This window comes from Gemmata palustris (genome assembly GCF_017939745.1).
Classification (GTDB): domain Bacteria; phylum Planctomycetota; class Planctomycetia; order Gemmatales; family Gemmataceae; genus Gemmata; species Gemmata palustris.
Window position 1 is genome coordinate 7,453,223 of the sequence record NZ_JAGKQQ010000001.1, and the last position, 20,614, is coordinate 7,473,836.

Genomic DNA, 20,614 nt, shown 5'->3' on the forward strand with positions numbered 1-20,614 from the left:
GGCGTGAGTGACCCCGCTTCCGAATTCGACGGGCCGTGGAAAGAGGCGCTCGACCTCTATTTCCGCTATTTCATCGAACTGTTTTTCCCCGAGATCGATCGCGACGTGGATTGGGAGCGGGCGCTGGAGTTTCAAGACAAGGAACTCCAGCAAATCGCACCGACGGCCGCAGCCGGGCGCGGGATCGTGGACAAGCTCGTGAAAGTTTGGACGCGACACGGCAAACAGGAATGCGTGTTCGTCCACGTCGAGGTTCAGACACAGAACGACCCGAACCTCGCGCAGCGGATGTACCAGTACAATCACCGGTTAGAGGACAAGTACGGCTCGATGCCGGTCAGTCTCGCGGTACTGGGAGATTACGGGCGCGGGTGGCGCCCGACCGAGTTCCAAGCCGGGCGCTGGGGTTGCGAGGTGAAGTTCACGTTCCCAGTAGCAAAAGTGGCCGATTGGCGAAACAAAGAACACAAACTCGAGCAATCGCCCAACCCGTTCACAGCGTTCATTCTCGCTCACTTAAAGACGGTCGAAACGGACCGCAACCCGGACGATCGGTTAACATGGAAGCTGCGAGTCGTGAAGCGCCTCTACGACCGCGGGATGAGTTACACAGACCTGCTCCAGATGTTCCGCCTCATCGACTGGATGATGACGCTGCCGCCCGATCTTGCCAACACATTTACCCGCGACATCGAGGCATTTGAGAAGGAGAAAGAAATGCCGATCATCACACCAAGTGAGCGATTGTGGAAAGAACAAGGACGAACTGAGGGGCGCACGGAAGGCCGGTTCGACGGCATTCAACTGGGCCTCAAGCTCCGGTTCGGTTCGCCAGGGCTCGACCTGATGCCCCGTGTGCGCCAACTTACGGACCCGAGCGCTGTTGAGACGTTTTTCAACGCGATCGAAACCGCGCCCGATCTCGGCGCGCTCCGCAACATGCTCCCGCCGCAACCGCAAGCCTGACCCCGCCACCGCGAGAATACTATGCTCGACCTCCCACGCTGGTTCGCGCCCCCGCAAGCCGCGTACCCCTCCCGGCGCTCGTTTCTGAGCCGCGCTGGAGGCGGGTTTGGAATGCTCGCGCTCGCCGATCTTCTGCGCGCTGAAGAAAAGCCCGCGGCCCGCGCCGAAGACCCGCTCGCGGCCAAGAAGCCGCATTTCGAGGCGAAGGCCAAGTCCGTCATCTGGTTGTTCATGAACGGCGGGCCGTCGCAGGTGGACACCTGGGACTACAAGCCCGAACTCGAAAAGCGCGACGGCCAGGAACTGAAGGGGTTCGACCCGAACACCGGGTTCTTCACCGGTCAGGTCGGGCCGCTCATGAAGTCGCCGTTCAAGTTCGCGAAGCACGGGCAGTGCGGGAAGATGGTCAGTGATTTGTTCCCGCACATGGCCAAGCACGTGGACAAAATGGCGTTCATTCACTCGCTCTGGAGCGACTCGAACAACCACTCCCCGGCGCTGTTCAAGATGAACACCGGCATGGCGCGCATGGGGTTCCCGTGCGTCGGGAGCTGGGTCACCTACGGTATGGGCAGTGAGAGCCGCAACCTGCCGGCGTTCTGCGTGATGTACGACACGCTCGGGCGCGGCATCCCGAAGGGGCACTCGCTGAACTGGGGCGCGGGCTTCTTACCCACCGTGTACCAGGGCACCGCGTTCAAGCCGCAGGGCGACCCGATCGACAACCTCACGCGCCCGACCGATATCACCTCCGAGCGCCAGCGCAGCCAACTCGACCTGCTCGCGAAGCTGAACCAGAAGGGCATGGACAAGCACCCCGGTGAACCCGACTGGACCGCGCGCGTCGAGTCCTACGAACTCGCGTACCGAATGCAGATGGCCGCACCGGACGCACTCGATCTCTCGAAGGAAACAGAGGAGACGAAGAAGCTCTACGGCATCGACAACCCGAAGGCGACGCACTTCGCGAAGCAGTGCCTCATCGCCCGACGGTTGGTGGAGAAGGGCGTCCGCTTCGTGCAGATTTACAGCGGCGGCATGGAGAACGACCTGAGTTGGGACGGGCACAACGACATCGCGAAGAACCACGGCGGGTTCGCAAAAGAAACCGACCAGCCCATCGCGGCGCTACTCGAAGACCTCGCGCGCAAGGGACTGCTCGACAGCACGCTGGTCATCTGGGGCGGCGAGTTCGGGCGGCTTCCCATTGTCCAGAAGGGCAACAACGGCCGCGACCACAACCCGCACGCGATCACGTACTGGATGGCCGGCGGGGGAGTGAAGGGCGGAACGAGTTACGGTGCGAGCGACGAGATCGGCTTCAAGGCCGCGGAGAACCGCGTGAGCGTCAACGACTTCCACGCGACCGTGCTTCACCTGATGGGGCTCGATCACAAGAAGTTGACGTACCGCCACAACGGTCGCGACTTCCGGCTCACCGACGTAGCCGGCACCGTGGTGAAGGACATCTTGGCTTAGATCAAGAAGAAAAGCCGGAAGAATCAGCCGCAGATCAACGCGGATGAAGACACGATCAGACAAAAATGAAGAAGAGAAAATTCAGCCACGGATGAGCACCGAAAACACGGATCAGAACAGGAGAGGCAAGATCGAAATTCAGAACTGTGTTGATCCGGCTACCTGCCGAAACTCTCCTATTCTGTTCTGATCCGTGTTTTCGGTGCTCATCCGTGGCTCTTCTTGGCTTGTTCGGATCGTGTTTTCATCTGCGTTGATCCGCGGCTAATTCTTCTGTTGCCTCTTCGGGTTCGAGCACTTTGCTGTTCAGCGCCTTTTCGGTTGGTTCGCGGATGTCCCACACCAGTCCGACCACGCCCAGCGCGCGGATGATGTAGTAGCTCATGTCGATTTCCCACCACTTGAACCCCTGGCGGGCGCAGCTCTGGTAGTGGTGGTGGTTGTTGTGCCAGCCCTCGCCCATCGTCAGGAGCGCGGCCCACCAACAGTTCTTGCTCTGGTCGGTCGTTTCGTACCGGCGCGTCCCGAACAGGTGGCACGCGGAGTTTACCAGGAACGTCGCGTGGTACAGCAACACGGTACCGACGAGGAAGCTCCACACCACGCCGCTCCAGTCGGCGAGGGCGTAGCACAAGACCGCCAGAGCCAGGCCCGGCACCCAGGTAAAGAACGTGTCCAGCACGCGCAGTTCGGGGTACCGTTCAAAATCCTTCATCGCGGGAGCGTCGCGGAAGCGGCCGGAGATCACCCACCCGACGTGCGCCCACCAGACCGTGCGCACAATCGGCGAGTGCGGATCGTCTTCCTGGTCGGAGTGCTTGTGGTGGTGCCGGTGGTGCCCGGCCCACCAGAGCGGCCCCTTCTGCATCGCGGCGCAGCCGATCCACGCGAGCACGAACTGGAACCACCGACTCGTTTTGTAAGCGCGGTGCGCGAAGTACCGGTGGTACACGCCCGTGATGCCGAACATCCGCACGACGTAGAACAGCAGCCCCAATCCCACGGCTTCCCAGGTGATCGGCACGAAGAACGGCGTCACCACCGCCGCGACGTGCAGCAAGATGAACGGGACGGCCCGCAAGCGTGCGTACCAGCCGACCGGTGGGCGCGGCAATTTGAGCGCGGAGAGGTGCAGAGCGGGAACGACGCCCGATTGCGGTGCGGCGGTCGAAATGGGAGCGGCTCCGTGGTGTCCGGGCGTAAGGGCGCTTCGTGTCCAAAATAGGACTCAAAGTCGCCAAATGCTCGCACGAAATCTGGAATTGTGCAACGCGGATACAATGGGCGAAATACCGGCGGGCGCTTCACCCGCGCGGGCCATTTTCCGCGAGCACCCCATGATTCACTTTGAAGGCGACAAGATCATTCCCCTTCCCGTTGCCGAGGTCGCGGCCAAGCTTTCCGACGCCGGGTTTCTCGCGAACTGTGTACCCGACGCGCAGGTGTCCGAAGCGACCCCGGACCGCGCGGTGGGTAAGATCAAACCGAAGTTATCCTTCCTCACGGGAAGCCTGACACTCGACGCGACCGTAACGGCGCGCGATTCCGGCAAGTCGGTCGCGTACAAGATCGACACGAAGACGATGGGCGCGAGTAGCACCGTGGAGACGAAACTGGAATTCAAGGACGGCGAGGGCGGCGGAACGCTCATCCACTGGACCGGCGAGTTAGTGGCCGTCACCGGACTGCTGAAGATGGTGCCGAAAGGATTACTCGAGGGCACCGCGAAGAAGGTGATTGATGACGTGTGGACCGCGGTCGCGGCGCGCCTGACGGCGGGGTGAACGCTTCAGATTGGGGATTGCAGATGTGCGATTTCCGATCGGATAATCGGCGGCCGTAACGCGGCTTTACCTTCAATCCGAAATCGCACATCTGCAGTCACAAAATTAACGTGCTGCTTCGTACCGCACCGCCTGGACCGCCTTCACGAGTTTGTCCATTGCGGGCTGGTCGAGGGTGCCGTTGATCTTCAGTCGCAGCTTGCCACTTGCGTCGATGACGACCACGTTCGTTTCGCCCGCAGTCAGGCCGAATCCCTCTTTCATTTTGTCCGCGAAGTCGAGCCACACCACGACGTCCGGCGACCCCTTTGCGATCTGCTTACTGATGGCCGGGCGGATCGCAGCGGGCACCTTCCCGCAGCACGCGACCGGCACCACGATCACGTTCGGCGCCACTTGCCCCGGCTTCAACCCCTCGAGCGGCACCACCGGTGCGGCCTGAGCTTTCGCAGGCGTTTGACCCTTCGCGTCCGGGTGCCAGTACACGTGGAGTTGTTCGCCGAGGGTGCGGCACGCTTCGTTCCCCTTGCGGTCGCCGAACACCATGACGACCACATTGCCGCGCAGGTCGGCGATGTTCGTTTTCCGATCGAACTGGTCTTCCAGCGCGAGCTCGACGGCTTTCGGGGCCGGCCCCGGCATCGCGGCGGGCGGTTGCGCACGAACCGACGCGACGGCGATCAGGGCGACGAACCCGGTCCACATCAATCGCTTCATCGGGCTTCTCCCGCTAGATTTTTCCTTGTCGCAGACGCAGTTCCGCGAACTTCAATCGCACCGCCGCCATCGTTAATAGCGCCAGTGCGAAACCCGCAACGGCCACGATGCTGGGCAACACGGCCCAAAAACTCCCGGCTTGCCAGGTGGCCGTCTCGAATCCGCGTAGCGCCCACGTCGTCGGGAGCGCCAGCGACACGTCGCGTGCCCAACCGGGCAGCAGAAAAGCCGGCACCCACAACCCGCCGAGCATCGACACGCCGAGGATCACCAAAATGCTGACGTTCCGCGCACGCGCCTCGGTTCCGCCGAGCGCGGCGACGAGCAACCCGGTCGCCGCCGCGAGCCCGCACGCGGTCACGGCCAGGAGCGCGAAGCCGATCACGGAGCCATCGATCGTCACGCCGAACGCGAGATAACCGACGCCGAACGTGACCAGCACCTGCAACAGCGCGATGAACCCGGTCGCGAGTGCTTTACCCGCAATCACGCAGGAGAGGGGGAGCGCCGCAGCGCGCACGCGGGTCCACACGCTCCGCTCGCGCTCGCGGAGCAAGAGGAGCCCGCTCTCCATGCCCCAGAACAGCAGGTACTGCAACGTCATTCCGCAGAAGCTGTGCGCGTAGGCGTTGAAGTGCGCGCCCGCGTGCAGCGACACGGCCGCGGTTTCGATCTTGAACGGCGGCGCGAGTGCCTCGTCGGTACCGTCTTTCAGCACGTCGCGGAACGCCTCGCGCGTGACCCGCTTCATCACCGCTTCGGTAACGAGTCCCTGGGTCATCTGCCGCTCGGCGGTCGCGTTCGGGTGGCAGAGCAAAAGGAGTTCGGGCTGTTCGGTCGTGACGCCGGGCTGCCAGTTCTTGAGGCGCTCGAAGCCCGGCGGGAGCACGATCGCCACGACCTTGCGGTCGGTGACTGCGGATTCCGCTTCCGAGCGAGTGACTTCCTTCGCGTCAAATCGCGGGGACGCGAGGAGCTCGTCCGCCACCTGGCGCGTGAACGGGCCGGCGTCTTCGACCACCACGACAACGGGCAATTTCGTCGCGGCGCCGGACGTCGGGCGGGAGAAGATCGTGCCGAATACGGACGCGAGCAGCACCGGCACGATGAAGCACAGAGCGGCCGCGCGCCGGTCGGCCCAGAAGAGCCACCAGTCCTTGCGGGCGAGCACCAGTGCCAGTGATACCTTGCTCCTCACGCCCGCTCCCCCGTTCCGCACTCGTCCGAACGGAGCGCCCGCTCCAGCGCGCCGGCCGGCGTGCGGAACGATTCCAGTTCGATCCCCTCTGCGAGCAGTGTCGCGAGTGTTTCGCCGAGCTGTTCGCTCGTGTTCGCCGAGAGCCGCAATCGGCGCCCGGTGATCTCCAGTTCCGCACTCGCGCTGAGGCGCTGGCGGATCGCGCGTTCGAGGTATTTGGGCGGGCGCGTGCGGAGGTGGCCGTAGAGCACGGCGCGATCGGTTCGGCGCGTGTGGAGCAGTTCCGCTGGCGGACCGTTCGCGACGAGCCGGCCCCCCTCCAAAACCGCGATGCGGTCGCAGCCCGCTTCGGCTTCGTCCATGTGGTGCGTGGTGAGCAGGATCGCGTGGCCGTCGTCGCGGAAGCGCGTGAGGTCGGCGAAGAGAGCGTCGCGGCTCGCGGGATCGAGTGACGCGGTCGGCTCGTCGAGGAGCAGCACGGGCGGGTCGTGTAACAGCGCCGCAGCGAGGTTGAGGCGCTGCTTCATGCCGCCGGAGAATGTGGATACGCGGCTCTGGGCACGATCGGTGAGTTTCACGCGGGCCAGCGCTCGCGTCACTCGCCGGCGCAGGTCGTGGCCCACCAGACCGTACAGTTGGCCGAAGAACGTGAGATTGGCCACGGCAGTGAGTTCGTCGTAAACGGCCGGCTCTTGCGGCACCAGCCCGATGTACTGCGCGAACGCAGCCGGGTTCGTGGCCCGCGAACACCCTTCGGCGGTGACGGTCCCGCACACGGGGTCGAGTACCCCCGCGGCGACCGCGAGCGTGGTGCTCTTCCCGGACCCGTTTGGGCCGAGTAACCCGACGATTTCCCCGCGCCGCACGTCGAGTGACACGCGCTCGATAGCGGTGCGCGCACCGTAGCGCACGGTCACGTCAACGAGGCTGAGGGCCACCGGCAGCGGCATGTACGAACCCCCGGCTTAAAAGCTTGATGGCCGGGGAATAGCGACGGGTCCGAAGCGTTGCAAGCCGAACGGCGCCGGTCAGCGCTTGAGTTCTTCGACCCGCACGCGAATGTCCTTGAATTGAGCATCCTGTTTGTTGGGGACGACCTCAACGACCACCTCGCGGAACCCGGCCTTTTCGAGCTTGGTGCGAGTCTCTTCCAACACGGGGTAGCGCAGCACCTCGCCGGGGCGAATGCCGATCATGTCGAGGATTTTCTTCTCATCATTCTCCGCGGTCCCCTCAAGGATGATGCGACCCACCCGATCCGGCTCTGCGGGCTTCGGCGCGACGCCCAACTTCTGAAGACGCTCGGTCTGCAACTGGACCTTCTTGCGGAGGAGCGTTTTTAGCTCTTGTTCTTTTTTCTCCAGTTCGGCCTTCTGCGCGCTTAGGTGCTCCAACTCGGCGATCAGGTCATCGACCGATTTCTCTCGTGGAACCGGAGGCACTGTAGGTGAAGGGAACGTCGGATTTCCGGGCACCGGGAGCCCGGGCGAAGGGATCAGTGATCCGCCAGGATTGGGGACGGGCTGCGGGACCGGCTGCTGCGCGTGCAACGCGCCGCAGAAGCCCAGCAGACCGGCTGATGCGAGTAACAGTCGGATGCGCACGATTAAACTCCTCGGTTAGAGCGCGCGGAGGTTAATCGTGCGCGAGGGAGACGGTCAAGTGCGACCCGGTAGAAGCGCGGAGCGCGGAGTTCGGAACGCGGAACAGAAGACGGGGAAAGAAGCGGAATCGACTCGGTGTTCCGCGCTCCATATTCCGCGTTACCCGAACGGGTCGGGGTTGTCGTCGAACCGTTCGAGGTCGCGATCGGACCAGCCGAAGTGGTGGGCGATTTCGTGAATGACCGTTTTCCGAATCTCGATGCGCAACTCGTGTGGGTCGGGGAAATCGTCCTCGAGCGGGTTGCGGAAGATCAGGATGCGGTTCGGGTTCTCTAGCATCTCGCTCGCCGCGGCACCCTCAAGGGGCATGAAGTAACCGTACAGCGAATCGCCGTCCTCGATCTCTTCGTCCGTGAAGCCGGCCTCGCGCAGGAACTCGTCCGACGGCTCCTCCTCCACGTCGATGACGACGTTTTCGAGGTGCCGCTTGATCTCGTTCGGCAGCGAATCAATGGCGCTGCGGACGACGCCCGCGAACTTCTTCATGCTCATGCCCATGACCTTATATTCGCGGAAGCGCGGGCACAGGTCAACCGAACGGGTCGGGCACAACGAACACGACCGCGTCGCCGAATTTCTTCACCAGCGCGGCGCGACTTTCCGGGCCGAACGTGTCACGATCGAGCACGAGCGCGGTGAGGTCCGGCGGCACTGGGGCGTTGAGGAGGTGTTTCACGCCGACGTGAGAGAGTGAGTTTCGCTGCAAAACCACTTCCACTAAATTGTGCCACCACTTCGCCTGTGTGATGTGCCGGACGCCCTTGTCCCCGATGTGACACCCGGACAGGTCGATCGCGCGCAACGCGGTCAACGAGTGCGTCAGTGAGAGTACCTTGACCGCCCGCGGGGTGAGCGCGTTGCCGGGCAGTTTCAGCCGGCGCAGGTTCGTGAGGCGGTCGCTGCGCGCGAACACCTCCAACCCGTCCGCGCGCATCCCGACGCTCACCAACGTGAGATCGCGGAGCCCGGGGGGAAGTGTTTCGGCCAACACGCGCAGCCCGTCGTTCGCGAGCGGTTCGTTGATGAAGTGCAGTTCGTCCAGCGCGTTCGCGGCCGGGCCGCCGAACAAGCGGTGCAGGGAATCCGCCGAGAGCCCCATAACCGAGAACGAGAGCCGCTCGAGCGGGGCACCCGTATTGATCGCGTCGAGGATCGCGTCGCGCGATTCGTATCCCATGTGGAAGTGCAGGCCACGAACGACCCGACCAAGGTACGAGCGGAACAGGTCTTCGATCACCTCCGGCATCCCGGCGCCACTCGCGCGGTTGAAGTGCAGGTCGGTGACGCGCTCGACCCCGTTCGCGTCGCGCAGCGCGAACAACGGCTCGATCGGACTCGTAGCGAACGCGATTTCCCGCAAACGGCCCAACCGATCGGACCCGGCCACGCGGCGCCAATCGTCGAGGGGGGCCACCCGAAAAGTCACTTTCCCGATCGGCGCGCGATCGAACAGCGGGGCGATGCGCGCGTCCCACTCCGACGCCATGATAACATCGAGCCACCAACCGAACCCGCGGCGAAACGGCGCCGGCGCCCACTCAATGACCCCCGCGAGCGTCGGGAGCGTGGAACGAAAGGCTCGGCCGCTTAGCACGTTCGGTTCGCGCCATTTGCACCGCACCGCGAACGGCTCCCACGGTGGCGTGCGCGCGAGTGCCACCTGCGCGCGGATGAACGCAGCGTGTGCGGCCTCGTCGTGTTCTTCGAGGTAGTCCGCGAACACGAGCCGCGGGGTGTCCTCATCGGGCTGATCGCAGATGGCGCTCACGAGCGCGTCACGGTCGGACATGGCGGCATTTTACGGGCGGCGCCGGCCACAAGAATCACAAGCGCACGCGATCGCCCATTTTCGCTTTGAGCAGCTCCTTCGTCTCCGCGGACGCGGGCGATCCGGTCAGATCGAGGAGCACCAATCCGGCGGCGAGCGGGGATTCGAGGAGTGCCAGAATCCCCTCGTCGCCGACCATGCAGTAACTGAGGTTGAGGACGAGCAGGCCCGCGAAGTGCGGCGACCGGGCGATCGTGCTCACTCCGGTGTTCCCGATGGCGTTCGAGGTGAGGTCGAGCACGCGCAGGGTGCTCACTTCGTGGCAGGTCGCGAGTTCGGCAACGAGTGCCGCAGTTACGCCGTTCTGACGGTACGCGAGCCGCTTCAACCGCGACAGGGTGAGAGACGTCGACAGCACACGCAGCCCGGCCGGGCCGGACGCGGTCTCGCTCAGGTCGAGGTCGTACAGGCGGTCGAGCGGTAGCCGGGCGATCGCTTCGTGCAGTGCGAGCGTGCCGGACCGATTGCCGGTCAGCCGCAAGCGCTCGACTCCAGCGACCGCATCTGTGGTGAGCAAACGTCGGACGTGCTCGCCAGTCAGTCCGGTGCGCGCGAGTGACAGGTCGCGGAGGCAGTTAGGGCCGGCGAAGTCGGCAATGGCACGAACGACGCCCGCGACACCGGTCACGCCACCCAAATCCAGGCGCGTGAGCCGCGGGAATAGGGGGGATCGCAGGAGCGCGCCGACCGCGTCCGCCGACAGCCCGTTGTCGCTCGCGTTCAGTTCTTCGAGCACCGGTGCGTCCGCGAGCCGAGCCGCCACCCGCTCGGGTAGGTGGGTGCGGTGTACGCGCAACCCCCGCAATCGGGCGAAGTACGGCGACCGGAACAACTCGTCGGTCGCACCGTCGTTGCTGGCGAACGCGAGCGTTGTGACCGGCACCTGGGCGAACAGGCGGTCGGCGTGGGTCAGAAATTGCCGCGGGTTCAGTCGGATGCCCCACGGGAACCCGCGGCGCAAGAGCGGCCCGTTCAGCAGTTCGGTAACCCACGGGAGGCGCTGGACCCACCCGTCCCCGTCGCGGCGGGGCTTCTCGATCAGTTCCCACCGGAGGCGCTCGGGCGCGAACTCGTCGAGGCGCGACACCGCGATGTCGTCGCGGATGAACGCGGCCCGCGCGCGCACGCCGGCTGGGTCCGGGAGTACGTCGGCGTTCTCGTCGAGCCAGTCCGCGAACACGAGCCGCGGCGTGTCGTCGGCCGGGTTCTCGCCGATCGCGCGCAATAGGGCGTCGTGGTCGGTCATGTGGTGCGAGGCGAACCAAATGCTAGAGGAAAACGCGGTCGCCGAAGCGTTTCCGCACGCGCCCCGTGGTGGCGGGGGCGATCGCGTTGCCGTACAGGTTGAGGTACATCAAGTTGCTCAGGTGTTCGCTGCGAGCTAGTGCTTCGGCGCCCGCGTCTCCGATGTGCGATTCCGCGACATCGAGCACCAGCAGCCCCGTGAGGTTCGCACTTTTCGCGAGCGATTCCGCACCACGGTCGCCGACGCGGTTGTCGTGCAAACTGAGGACGCGAAGGTTCGCGGTTGGCGCCCCCGCGATCCACGTAGCCGCCGTCGAAGCGAGATTATTGCCGCCCAGTGAAAGGCTCCGCAGTTCGGGGAAGAAGCTCGCCCCGACCAGCGCCGCGACGCCCTCGACGGCTGGAGCGGTTTGCAGAAGGTGTAGGATGCGCAGGTTCGGCAGTGTGGCGCCCGCGAGCGCGGTCAGCCCTTGCGCGCGGAGGCTATTATCGTTCAGGTCGAGTTCTTCGACCGACCGCACTGCAGCCGATGTGACCAACAGACCTAGCGATTCCGCAGAGAGCCGGTTGCTGGAGAAATCGAGTTTCTTCAATCGTGGTGGGTTCGGCAATCGGGCCAGCGCGCTAATGAGCGATCCGGCACCCGGTCGGTCCTCGCGGGCGCTCAGTCCAGTGAGTCGTGCGAACACGCGACTCCGCACGACCGCGGTAACGGCCGCCGGGGTCGTCAGTTGCGAACCGAGGTGCAGCTCGGTGAGGCGCTCGAAGTGCTCCGAATCAAATAGTCGTTGAATCGTTGGCCGGCCGGCGCCTTGCGCAAGCGAAAGGGATCGCAACCGATTCAGCCAGGGGCACGCGGCGATTGTGGCCGCGTCCGCGATCTGCGCGTTCTTGAGCTCGAGCGATTCAATAGGGTACTGCGCGAAAAGCTCGTCGGCGTGAGCGACGAACGAGGCCCCATCTTCCGCCTGGATCGCCCCCAACATCCCGCGGCGGAACGGATCGCGGCCCCATGAAAGTCCGTTTGGTAGTGGGGGAAGTTCGGCGATCCACCGCCCGCCGGCCGATTTTTGCTTTTTATCGTAATACCGCGCGCGGATGGAAGCCGGGTCGTACTCCGGGATGCGGCTCAGTTCGACGTGCGTGCGGACGAATGTGGCCCGGCGCGGGTCGCCGCTCTCTTCGAGTGCGTCCGCGTAAACTAGGCGCAGCGTGTCGTCGTCGGGGTTGTCGAGAACGGCACGGTAGAGTGCTTCGCGATCGTTCATAGTGAGACGGAAGATATTTCGACAGAATCCGCAGGGGTGAGAGAGGTCGGTTTCCTGTCTCGATCCTGTTTATCCTGTAAATCCTGTCAACAATTCTTCTGTCTTACAAGCTGACGCGGTCCCCGAACCGCTCGGTCAGTGCGGCGCGGGCGGTATCGCTGAATCCGCGGCCGGCGCGGGTGCGGAGGTCGAGCCGAATCAGGTGGTTCAGGTGCGGCGATTCGGCCAGCGCAAGGGCGCCCGTGTCGCCGATATCTGTTTCGCACAGATCGAGTTCGAGGAGTCCCGCCAGCGCACTCGACCCGGCGAGGCTCACGGCCCCGGAGTCGCGCACGTAGTTGTTCGAGAGGTTCAGCACGCGCAGCCCGCGGAACCCGCCGCACGCGGCCACCGCTCTCACGGCCGCCGGCCCCAGTGCGTTATTCGAGAGATCGAGCATGCGCAGCCCCGCCAGCCCGCCGGCTTCGGTCAGCGCCTTTACCCCCGGGCCGCCGGGCCGCGTCCGGCTCAGGTGCAGTGTGCGCAACCCGCGAACGATTCCGCTCTCGGCGAGATCCCTGATCCCCTCCCCGGCGAGTGGGTTGTCACTCATGTCCAGGTGTTGAAGATCCTGGAGCGCGGGGAGCCGAAATAGAGCTTCGGCGTCGTTGCGGCCCACGCGATTGTTCGGGAGCGACAACCGCGACAACGCGCCCGAGCCCCGGGCGGCACCGAGTGCGTCGATCAGCAGCGCGGGCGGGAACGCATTCGAGCTCAATTCGAGCGCCTTCAGGCGATTGAACAGCGGCGCCGCGGCCAGCGTACTCAATCCCTCCGGGGAGATGCTCTCGAACTCGAACCCGAGTTCCGTGATGTTGCTTGTGTGCGGGGATTCGGCGAGCCGAGCGATATCGGCCGGGTCGAACCAGCCGGTAGAAAACGTGAGCCGGTGCAGTCGGGCCAGGTGGGGCCATTCGGCGAGCGAGGCGAGATCGGGGCGATCGCGCTGGTCCAAATCAATCGCCTGAATCGGGGCGGTGTCGAACACCGCGTCGCCACTTTCGAGGAACGCGGTCAGCGACAACACGCCGATCTTCCACGGGAACCCGCGGCGGAACTCGAACCGGGTCCACTCGCACCCGGGGGGCGGTGGTTTCGGGAGTTGCTCGGTCATGCACCAGCCGGTCGCCGCATCGGGATCGTGTTGGCGCACGCTCACCCAGCCCGGGTCGTAGACGGGAAGCCGAGCGAGTGTGATCTGCGTGCGGATGAACGCGGCGCGCCGGGGCTCGCCGTTCTCTTCAATGAGATCGGCAAAGGCGAGGCGGGGTGTGTCCTCGTCCGGGTGCGCGCAGATAGCGCGGTACAGTGCGTCGTGCGAACTGGTCATTGGGTGCGGCACGTCCTCCGTGGCGATTCCACCCGCGCAGTTTACGCGGGCCGTACCGCCCGCGCCTATGCCAGTGGCGGAACCGGTTCCGCGCGCCGGTCGAGACGGGTATCCGATCGATTTTTGGCAGTAACCGCTCGGAGTTACTGCTCTCCGCAGTGAGTATTAGCGCCGGCCGGCACGATCGGTTAGTCTTTTAACAGGCGTTTCCTCTCGCACGCCCGTGTTTCGGTCACCCCGCCCCGCGCGGATAGAATACTCAGCGTTCGTGACCGCGGTGTGCGGTCCCGGCGCGCTTCAAGATCAAGGAAACCTCCAAAGTGGTTGCGTGGTCCGCGGATTCTCTCGCGCTTCTGGCCAGTGCCGAGGGCGAGATGAGCCAGACGCTCCTGATCGTGGGATTGGTCGCGATTCCGCTATTAGTTGCGATCAACGGGTTCTTCGTTGCGGCCGAGTTCGCTCTGGTCGCGGTCCGCAGAACGCGGGTGGAAGAACTGGTGAACCAGGGGCTCCCGGGTGCGTCCGCCTTACTCGCGGCGCTGAACGACCTGAACCGGAGCGTGGCCGCGTGCCAGCTCGGGATCACGGTCGCCAGCCTCGCACTCGGGTTCGTCAGCGAACCGGCCATCCACCGGCTCATTCACCCGCTCCTGTCCGGGTTCCCCGTCGAGTGGGCGCGGGTGCTCTCCATTCTCATCACGCTGTCGCTCATCACGTACATGCACGTCGTGTTCGGCGAGCAGATGCCGAAGCTCGCTGCGCTGCAAGAGAGCGAGCGGGTCGGGCTGTGGGTGGCGCGCCCGGTGTACCTGTTCGGCCGGGCGACGGCACCGCTCATCCAGCTCATGAACGGGTCGAGCGGGTGGTTCCTCCGGCGCCTGGGCTACCGCGGGGACGGCGAAGAGGGCGAGGTTCACACCGTGGACGAACTGCGCCTGCTGGTGGAGGACAGTGAAGAGGCGGGCGAGATCGACCCGGACGCGGCGGACATGGTGCTGGGCGTGTTCGCCCTCGCGGACAAGGTGGTGCGCGACTGCATGGTGCCGGCCGAGAAGATGGCCGCGCTCGACGTGTCCACTTCGCCCGACAAGGTGCTCGAAATCGCCCGGCTCGGCGCCCACACGCGGATGCCGGTGTTCGACGGCACGCCGGACAAGATCGTCGGCATCGTGAACACGAAGGACTTGTTCTTCCTGTTCAGCACGTCCGGCGCGGTGGTGCTCGAAGACGCGCTGTACCCGGCCACGTTCCTCAGCCCCGAAGAACCGGTCGCGAATGCGTTCCGCCTGTTCCGCAAGTCGCACCGCCCGATGGCGATCGTGCGCGACGCGGGCGGAAAAGTGTTGGGGCTCATCACGCTCGAAGACGTGCTGGAAGAGATCGTCGGCGACATCGAAGACGAGCACGACGTACCCGTGCCGAAGCTGAAACTCGCGCGCCGGCGCGCGGTCGGGCTGCCGAGCAAGTCCGGCACCCACCAGCCGTTGAAACCGCGCCCCCCGGAGTCGCGCGACAAGCCCACGGGAAGTTGATCCCCGCGCGGCACTCGACCCTTCGTGTACCAGTGACGGCTACCAACCGGCGTCCTCGTCGTCGTAGAGCGACGGGCGCTCGTCGATGGCGGCGAAGCTCGCCCCGAACACCCCGACCTTGACCCCGTGTTTGCGTAGCTCGGTCGTCGCGTACCCGCTCACCATTGTGAGGATGAGTAATCCCATACAGGGCACGACCGTCGCGAGGCCGAAAACCAGCGCGGCGAAGGCCCCGCGCAGTTCCCACGACAGCAGAAAGACGAAGATCCCGCCGACGGCGCCGAGGATGAGCGTGAGGACCACCGGGAACTGCATGTCCGGCTCGCGCCCCCGGCCCAGGATCGTCAGCGCGATAAATCCGGCCCACAGCGCCAGTTGTGCCAGCACGACCGCGATCAGCCAGCGCTGGTAGCGGGCGACCCGCTTCAGGCCCTCGATCGGGCGCTCGTAGCTCGGCCGGTCGAACTCGTCCCACGCGGCCATGTCCGCTCCCCGCATTGCGATCCCCTAATTTGGCGACAAGGGGCGGCAGCACCCGCTGAACACACATCGGAGGGGACGGTCGCAACAACCAACGCCCCGTACACGAACCGAGCGTTACGCTTTTCGCTGCACCAAGAGCCGCGCGCACCCCGCAGCGCCGATGAATCCCGCGTCCGAGCCGAGGCTCGCGAACCCGATCTTTACGGATTTCGTCGGGAACGGGAGCCCGAAGCGCTTGACGTAAGCATCAATCTTCGACCGGAACCATTCGCCCGCCGCGACCATGCCGCCGCCGAACACGATCATTTCCGGGTCCACGGCCGCGATCACCGCGCACGCCCCGAGGGCCAGATAGTACGCGGTGTCGTCCACCACCTTCTGGGCCAACTCGTCGCCCTCGGCCGCGTGCCGGAAGATCACCTTCGCGGTGAAATCGTCGTCGTTGGCCGTGTAGTAGTCGCGGAGTTTGGTGGCCGGTCCGCGCCAGCACGCCATATCCTCGCGCGCCCGGCGGACGACGTTGGTCGCGCTCGCGTAGGCTTCCAAACACCCGCGGGCACCGCACCCGCACTGCCGACCCGTGTCGGGCATCGCGATCCGCAGGTGCCCCAGTTCCCCGCCGTGACTGTGTTCGCCCTCGATAATGGTGTCGTCGAGGATGATCCCGCCGCCGACGCCGGTCCCCAGGGTGAACAGTACCATGCTTTTCGCGTCACTGGCGGCCCCGACCCAGAACTCGCCGTAGGCCGCGGCGTTCGCGTCGTTCTGGTACGCGGTCGGCTTGTTGAACGCATGCGCAACGTGGTCCCGCACCGGAACGTTTTTCCACGGCTTCAGGTTCGGCGGGTCGAGGATCAGGCCCGCCTTGATGTCCATCAGGCCCGGCGTTGCGACCCCGATCGCGGTGATGTCCGCAAGGGTGAGGCCGGCGGCCTCGATCGCCTTACGGATCGTCGCGCACATTGTTTCCAGTCCCTCTTCCTGCCCGCGCTCGGGATTGGTGTCCATTACCACTGGCGCGGACAGCGGGCGCCCGTCGTTCGTCACAACGGCGGCCTTCATCGTGGTTCCGCCCACATCTAAACCGACGAAATTTTCCTGTGCGGCCATTATTGCCTCAGTCGATTGCGTTTATGTGGATACTTCGTGTTCGACATTTCATGCGGGGCCTTCACCCCGCGCACCAGAAGGCGCAAGGCGAAGCACAAACCACGGGGCACGAAATAGCAAACACTTTCCCCAAGTTGTACCAACGGCGCCGGGTTGTGACAGGTGAAGGTGTTAACGTGCGTTAGCGCCGGCTCGTGAGTGTTAACGACTCGCGCGGGGGGGCGCAAATCGGCCGAGTCGGGCGAACTTTCGTGCGGCAGTGATCTACGGTTACAAGAAGGAACATCCCCTGCGATCGCCCGCTGGTCGCCCCGCCCAGAAGCGCACATTATGGAACCGCTCACACCGCAAGTGATGCACAAGTTGGTCTTCACGATCCTCGTCCACGGGCTGCCGGACGCGCAGACGAACGTGGCTTACGAGGTGCTGCTGGAGGCCCAGAACAACCCGAACCCCCAGGTCCGCGAACTGGCCGTGGTCGCCCTGGCCGAACTGCCGGTGCCCGCCCCCAAGCGGGTCGGGGCTCTGTCCAAGGGGTTGCGCGACGCTTCGGCCCGCGTTCGGCGCCGCGCGGCCCGGGCGCTGGGCGATTTTGGCGTTCAAGCCATTCCCGCCGTTCCCGCACTCGTGACCGGGTTGAAAGACAGCGACACCAGCGTGCGCCGCGACTGCGCCGGGACGCTCGGGCGCCTCGGGCCGGCGGCCGGGCCGGGTGCTCAGGGGCTGGTGAACCTGCTGTCCGAACCAGAAACGCGCAGTCGCGTTGTGGCCGCCACCGCGCTCAAGCGCATCGGCGGCGACGCGGTCCCCGTACTCTTGGTCGGCCTGCGCAACGCGGACAGCGATTTCCGCGCCCGGTGCGCGCGGTTGCTCAGCCAGATCGCGCCCGACGACGGCGAGGTGAGCGAAGCGATTCGCGTGGCCGCGATCGAGGACGAGCGCTGTCGCGAACTGGCCGCCACGGTCGAATTTATCCCGCTCGCGATGGCCGTGAACTGAACCTCCAGGGTGCGCCCGCGTTGCGGGCGCATCCTGGGATAAACAGTCACATCCCGGAAAACTTCAAAGCCGCCGACTCATCATCCACTTCACCGCGCGAAGCACCACGGCCCGCGGCAGGAACCGCTCCAAAAACAGCATCACTTTGTTCCGCCAACCGGGAACGGTCATCCGCCGACCCGCCTTCATTGCGTTCAGGCCGGCTTCGGCCACGGGGCGCGGACCCATCGCTTGCCCCGCACTGAACACGCGCGTCACCTGCATCCCCGAAACCGCCGCGAACTCGGTCGCCACCGGTCCCGGGCATAGCACCGTTACCGTGACGCTGGTTTTGCGTAGTTCGCAGTGGAGCGCTTCCGAGAACGAGTTCACGAAGGCTTTCGTCGCGTAGTACACGGCCATGAACGGCCCGGCCTGGAAGCCCGCGATGGAGCCCACGTTCAGGATGCGCCCGCGGTTGCGCGCGACGAATTCGGGCAGGAACAGTCCCGTCAGTTCGGTTAGCGCGGTGATGTTAACTTGAATCATCCGTAGTGCTTTACCGAGATCCGATTTCACGAACGGGCCGAGGTCGCCGAATCCGGCGTTGTTCACCAGCACATCGATCGTGATCCCCGCTCCGTGAACGGCGTCGAACAACTTGCGCGGCGCGTCCGGTTCCGCGAGGTCTGCGGGGAACACGTGGCACGTCGCCCCGTGCTTCTGCTTCAACTCGTCCGCGAGTGTGCGGAGTTGATCGGCCCGGCGTGCGGTGAGAACGAGGTCGTGATCGACCGCGAGCAGGTGCGCGAGTTCGACGCCGATTCCGGCGCTGGCCCCGGTGACGAGCGCGACCGGCCGCGGGGACGGTGACGTGGACATAGCGGTACCCGTTGTAGTGCGACGAACGATGTTCGAGTGGCCCGCCACGCGAAAGCGGGCGATTTCGTTCAAGACAGGATAGGATCTGCGGTCGGCTCGCCCTCTGCCGGGGCGTCTGGAAGGGTGACGAGGAAGATGGCGCCTTCGGGCTCGGGCTGCTCCAGGCCCAAACCGCGGTGCCGGATCAGTTCAAGTACCGCGAGGAAGATGCCGATCAGTCGCGCCTTGTAGTGCGGCGCCGGGAACGCCTCGCGGAACAGCAAGCGCCCGCCGGACGCGGTCACGCGCTCCATGAGTTGCGCTTCGTAAACGTGTTGCGGCGTATCGTCCACCGCGATCGTCGTCGGCTGGAGCGACTGGGTTTCGCGCATGAGGCGCGCGAACGCGCTGACCAAGTCCCACAACTCGACCGGGCGCACCTTGGGCTCATGTTCGCGTGCCGGTTCGGGCGGCTCCTGGCGCGCGACCCGCGTGCCGGCCTCCTCTGCTTTCGCTTCGAGCGCCGCCGCCGCGTCTTTAAACTTCCGGTACTCGAGTAACTGCCGCACGAGCTCGCGCCGCGGGTCCGGCTGATCGTCGCTGGTGGCGTGCTCGTCGGCCGGGAGCAGCGAGCGGACCTTGATCTCCATCAGGGTGGCAGTCATTACCAGGAACTCGCCCGCGGCCTCGATGTCCAGTTCCTTGACGGCCAGGACGTAAGCGAGGAACTGGTCAGCAACTTCGGCGATGGGAATGTCGAGAACGTCCACCTCGCTCCGCTTGACCAGATAGAGGAGCAGGTCGAGCGGGCCGTGGAAAGCGTCGAGTGCGACGAGGTGTGACATGGGAACCGGACCGCGACTTTCGGGCGTTCACGCGCACGGAGTATAGCGGGGGGCGGAAAAGAAACCTAGCCGGGTAGGACGGCGGTACGCAGCCTGCCCCTTGCCTCCCCGGGATAGAATGGGCACCTCGAACGAGAAAGGCCCGTGCCATGTCGCGGTTCTGGCAACACTTCATTACGAACGGCGGGGAGGGCACCGGCGCGCCCGGCGAACCGAAGCGCGAGCCCGCTCCCGAGCCGGAAGACGTACTCGATGCGTTCTCGCGCGCCGTCGTCGGCGTCGCGGACAAACTCCGCCCGGCCGTCGTCAATCTCAGGGTCGGCAAAGGTATGAGGGGCGGGAGCGGGTCCGGCGTGCTGTTCACGCCGGACGGGTTCCTGCTCACGAATCACCACGTCGTGCAGGGGCACGATAAGGTTCGCGTGCGCCTCAGCGACGGCACCGAGATGAGCGGGCGCGTGGTCGGCAACGACCCGTGGACCGACCTCGCGGTGGTACAAGCCGAGGGCGCCACGTTCCCATTCGCGACGTTCGGCGATTCGGCGAAGATCAAGGTCGGCCAGCTCGCGGTCGCGATCGGCAGCCCGCTCGGGTTCGAGTCGACCGTGACCGCGGGCGTGATTTCCGCACTCGGGCGCACGCTCCGCAGCGTGTCCGGTCACTTGGTGGATAACGTCATCCAAACGGACGCGGCCCTCAATCCCGGCAACAGCGGCGGCCCGCTCGTCGATTCGCACGGCCGCGTGATCGGCATCAACACCGCAGTAATCCAGCCCGCGCAGGGCATTTGCTTCGCGGTGCCGATCAATACCGCGAAGACGATCCTGCCGCAACTGCTGAAGCACGGGCGCGTGATCCGTGGGTATTTGGGGCTGCACGTGCGCCAAGTACCGGTTGCCCCGGAACTGCGCGAGAAATTCGAGCTGGACCAAAAGAGCGGCGTTGAAATCCTGATGCTCGAAGAGGAAGGCCCGGCACAGAACGCGGGCTTGTGGATCGACGACATCATCATCGGTTTCGGCGGCACACCGGTGACGAGCGTGGACGATTTGCACCGCGCGCTCACGCAACTGCCGGTCGGCTTGCCCGCGAAAGTCGCGGTACTACGCGAGGGGCGCCGGGTGGAACGCGCTGTGGTTCCCGGAGAGTACCCGAGCCCGGTGCGGGGGTAGCGTTTTTCTCCGGGTCCGCAGACGCCCGATCTGCGGTCCCGGAAGAAAACATTTCGGGTTCTGGCGGAATTGCTCTTTTTATTCTGCGAACGCAGTGTATTATTCCTCACACTGA

20 protein-coding genes are annotated in these 20,614 nt (G+C 65.0%); 6 read left to right on the forward strand and 14 right to left on the reverse strand.

Features of this window, described 5'->3' with window-relative positions; translation table 11 throughout:
• The first annotated feature begins 3 nt into the window (after window positions 1–3).
• Both J8F10_RS30885 and J8F10_RS30890 read left to right on the forward strand, forming a co-directional pair.
• The gene (locus J8F10_RS30885) at window positions 4–966 is read left to right on the forward strand and encodes a hypothetical protein (RefSeq protein WP_210660404.1); all 963 of its coding nucleotides are present in this window, start codon (window positions 4–6) and stop codon (window positions 964–966) included.
• Window positions 967–987: 21 nt separating this feature from the next.
• Window positions 988–2,445, forward strand: a complete 1,458-nt coding sequence (locus tag J8F10_RS30890; RefSeq protein WP_210660405.1) for a DUF1501 domain-containing protein — start codon at window positions 988–990, stop codon at window positions 2,443–2,445.
• Between the two features lie 244 nt (window positions 2,446–2,689).
• Here the strand turns inward: J8F10_RS30890 and J8F10_RS30895 are convergent, their stop codons facing one another.
• Window positions 2,690–3,559 (reverse strand): acyl-CoA desaturase, encoded by an 870-nt coding sequence (locus J8F10_RS30895; RefSeq protein WP_210660406.1) that lies wholly within the window; start codon window positions 3,557–3,559, stop codon window positions 2,690–2,692.
• Between the two features lie 223 nt (window positions 3,560–3,782).
• On the opposite strand from J8F10_RS30895, the gene J8F10_RS30900 reads away from it, so the two are divergent.
• Complete coding sequence (locus tag J8F10_RS30900; protein WP_210660408.1) at window positions 3,783–4,229, forward strand: SRPBCC domain-containing protein; 447 nt, start codon at window positions 3,783–3,785, stop codon at window positions 4,227–4,229.
• 105 nt (window positions 4,230–4,334) lie between these two features.
• On the opposite strand, the gene J8F10_RS30905 is transcribed toward J8F10_RS30900, so the two are convergent.
• The 9 genes from J8F10_RS30905 to J8F10_RS30945 form a co-directional block, all read right to left on the reverse strand.
• Window positions 4,335–4,946 (reverse strand): hypothetical protein, encoded by a 612-nt coding sequence (locus J8F10_RS30905; RefSeq protein WP_210660410.1) that lies wholly within the window; start codon window positions 4,944–4,946, stop codon window positions 4,335–4,337.
• A gap of 13 nt (window positions 4,947–4,959) precedes the next feature.
• On the reverse strand, window positions 4,960–6,144 hold the full coding sequence (locus tag J8F10_RS30910; protein WP_210660413.1) for an ABC transporter permease: 1,185 nt from the start codon (window positions 6,142–6,144) through the stop codon (window positions 4,960–4,962).
• Window positions 6,141–7,094, reverse strand: a complete 954-nt coding sequence (locus tag J8F10_RS30915; protein ID WP_210660415.1) for an ABC transporter ATP-binding protein — start codon at window positions 7,092–7,094, stop codon at window positions 6,141–6,143. The genes J8F10_RS30910 and J8F10_RS30915 overlap by 4 nt, the downstream gene beginning before the upstream one ends.
• A 78-nt stretch (window positions 7,095–7,172) precedes the next feature.
• The gene (locus J8F10_RS40455; protein WP_210660417.1) at window positions 7,173–7,748 is read right to left on the reverse strand and encodes a POTRA domain-containing protein; all 576 of its coding nucleotides are present in this window, start codon (window positions 7,746–7,748) and stop codon (window positions 7,173–7,175) included.
• A 159-nt stretch (window positions 7,749–7,907) separates the two neighbouring features.
• A complete protein-coding gene (locus J8F10_RS30925) occupies window positions 7,908–8,306 on the reverse strand; it encodes a metallopeptidase family protein (protein WP_210660419.1) in 399 nt (132 codons plus the stop codon).
• A gap of 31 nt (window positions 8,307–8,337) precedes the next feature.
• On the reverse strand, window positions 8,338–9,597 hold the full coding sequence (locus J8F10_RS30930; RefSeq protein WP_210660421.1) for a TIGR02996 domain-containing protein: 1,260 nt from the start codon (window positions 9,595–9,597) through the stop codon (window positions 8,338–8,340).
• A gap of 34 nt (window positions 9,598–9,631) precedes the next feature.
• Window positions 9,632–10,882, reverse strand: a complete 1,251-nt coding sequence (locus J8F10_RS30935; RefSeq protein WP_210660423.1) for a TIGR02996 domain-containing protein — start codon at window positions 10,880–10,882, stop codon at window positions 9,632–9,634.
• Between the two features lie 22 nt (window positions 10,883–10,904).
• Entirely contained in the window at window positions 10,905–12,149 is a 1,245-nt protein-coding gene (locus J8F10_RS30940) for a TIGR02996 domain-containing protein (RefSeq protein WP_210660424.1), read from the reverse strand.
• Between the two features lie 103 nt (window positions 12,150–12,252).
• Window positions 12,253–13,518: a TIGR02996 domain-containing protein gene (locus J8F10_RS30945; protein ID WP_210660425.1), complete on the reverse strand. Its 1,266-nt coding sequence runs from the start codon at window positions 13,516–13,518 to the stop codon at window positions 12,253–12,255.
• A gap of 374 nt (window positions 13,519–13,892) precedes the next feature.
• Between J8F10_RS30945 and J8F10_RS30950 the strand changes: the two genes are divergently transcribed.
• On the forward strand, window positions 13,893–15,050 hold the full coding sequence (locus J8F10_RS30950; RefSeq protein WP_210660426.1) for a hemolysin family protein: 1,158 nt from the start codon (window positions 13,893–13,895) through the stop codon (window positions 15,048–15,050).
• Window positions 15,051–15,089: 39 nt separating this feature from the next.
• Here J8F10_RS30950 and J8F10_RS30955 read toward each other — a convergent pair whose 3' ends face one another.
• On the reverse strand, window positions 15,090–15,548 hold the full coding sequence (locus tag J8F10_RS30955; RefSeq protein ID WP_210660427.1) for a hypothetical protein: 459 nt from the start codon (window positions 15,546–15,548) through the stop codon (window positions 15,090–15,092).
• A 99-nt stretch (window positions 15,549–15,647) separates the two neighbouring features.
• Complete coding sequence (locus J8F10_RS30960) at window positions 15,648–16,643, reverse strand: ROK family protein (RefSeq protein WP_210660428.1); 996 nt, start codon at window positions 16,641–16,643, stop codon at window positions 15,648–15,650.
• A gap of 330 nt (window positions 16,644–16,973) precedes the next feature.
• On the opposite strand from J8F10_RS30960, the gene J8F10_RS30965 reads away from it, so the two are divergent.
• Complete coding sequence (locus J8F10_RS30965) at window positions 16,974–17,642, forward strand: HEAT repeat domain-containing protein (protein ID WP_210660429.1); 669 nt, start codon at window positions 16,974–16,976, stop codon at window positions 17,640–17,642.
• Between the two features lie 63 nt (window positions 17,643–17,705).
• Here the strand turns inward: J8F10_RS30965 and J8F10_RS30970 are convergent, their stop codons facing one another.
• Window positions 17,706–18,503: an SDR family NAD(P)-dependent oxidoreductase gene (locus J8F10_RS30970; protein ID WP_210660430.1), complete on the reverse strand. Its 798-nt coding sequence runs from the start codon at window positions 18,501–18,503 to the stop codon at window positions 17,706–17,708.
• Window positions 18,504–18,571: 68 nt separating this feature from the next.
• Window positions 18,572–19,327 (reverse strand): segregation and condensation protein A, encoded by a 756-nt coding sequence (locus tag J8F10_RS30975; protein ID WP_210660432.1) that lies wholly within the window; start codon window positions 19,325–19,327, stop codon window positions 18,572–18,574.
• A gap of 149 nt (window positions 19,328–19,476) precedes the next feature.
• Here J8F10_RS30975 and J8F10_RS30980 point away from each other — a divergent pair, with 149 nt between their 5' ends.
• Window positions 19,477–20,499, forward strand: coding sequence for a S1C family serine protease (locus J8F10_RS30980; RefSeq protein ID WP_210660435.1), 1,023 nt, complete (start codon window positions 19,477–19,479; stop codon window positions 20,497–20,499).
• Window positions 20,500–20,614 lie beyond the last annotated feature (115 nt).

Coding starts and splice junctions, on each gene's coding strand:
- J8F10_RS30905 (WP_210660410.1), bottom strand. CDS start 4,946: ATGAAGCGATTGATGTGGACCGGGTTCGTCGCCCTGATCGCCGTCGCG.
- J8F10_RS30960 (WP_210660428.1), bottom strand. CDS start 16,643: ATGGCCGCACAGGAAAATTTCGTCGGTTTAGATGTGGGCGGAACCACG.
- J8F10_RS30935 (WP_210660423.1), bottom strand. CDS start 10,882: ATGACCGACCACGACGCCCTATTGCGCGCGATCGGCGAGAACCCGGCC.
- J8F10_RS30900 (WP_210660408.1), top strand. CDS start 3,783: ATGATTCACTTTGAAGGCGACAAGATCATTCCCCTTCCCGTTGCCGAG.
- J8F10_RS30890 (WP_210660405.1), top strand. CDS start 988: ATGCTCGACCTCCCACGCTGGTTCGCGCCCCCGCAAGCCGCGTACCCC.
- J8F10_RS30940 (WP_210660424.1), bottom strand. CDS start 12,149: ATGAACGATCGCGAAGCACTCTACCGTGCCGTTCTCGACAACCCCGAC.
- J8F10_RS30930 (WP_210660421.1), bottom strand. CDS start 9,597: ATGTCCGACCGTGACGCGCTCGTGAGCGCCATCTGCGATCAGCCCGAT.
- J8F10_RS30975 (WP_210660432.1), bottom strand. CDS start 19,327: ATGTCACACCTCGTCGCACTCGACGCTTTCCACGGCCCGCTCGACCTG.
- J8F10_RS30955 (WP_210660427.1), bottom strand. CDS start 15,548: ATGCGGGGAGCGGACATGGCCGCGTGGGACGAGTTCGACCGGCCGAGC.
- J8F10_RS30945 (WP_210660425.1), bottom strand. CDS start 13,518: ATGACCAGTTCGCACGACGCACTGTACCGCGCTATCTGCGCGCACCCG.
- J8F10_RS30965 (WP_210660429.1), top strand. CDS start 16,974: ATGGAACCGCTCACACCGCAAGTGATGCACAAGTTGGTCTTCACGATC.
- J8F10_RS30925 (WP_210660419.1), bottom strand. CDS start 8,306: ATGGGCATGAGCATGAAGAAGTTCGCGGGCGTCGTCCGCAGCGCCATT.
- J8F10_RS30970 (WP_210660430.1), bottom strand. CDS start 18,503: ATGTCCACGTCACCGTCCCCGCGGCCGGTCGCGCTCGTCACCGGGGCC.
- J8F10_RS30915 (WP_210660415.1), bottom strand. CDS start 7,094: ATGCCGCTGCCGGTGGCCCTCAGCCTCGTTGACGTGACCGTGCGCTAC.
- J8F10_RS30950 (WP_210660426.1), top strand. CDS start 13,893: ATGAGCCAGACGCTCCTGATCGTGGGATTGGTCGCGATTCCGCTATTA.
- J8F10_RS30980 (WP_210660435.1), top strand. CDS start 19,477: ATGTCGCGGTTCTGGCAACACTTCATTACGAACGGCGGGGAGGGCACC.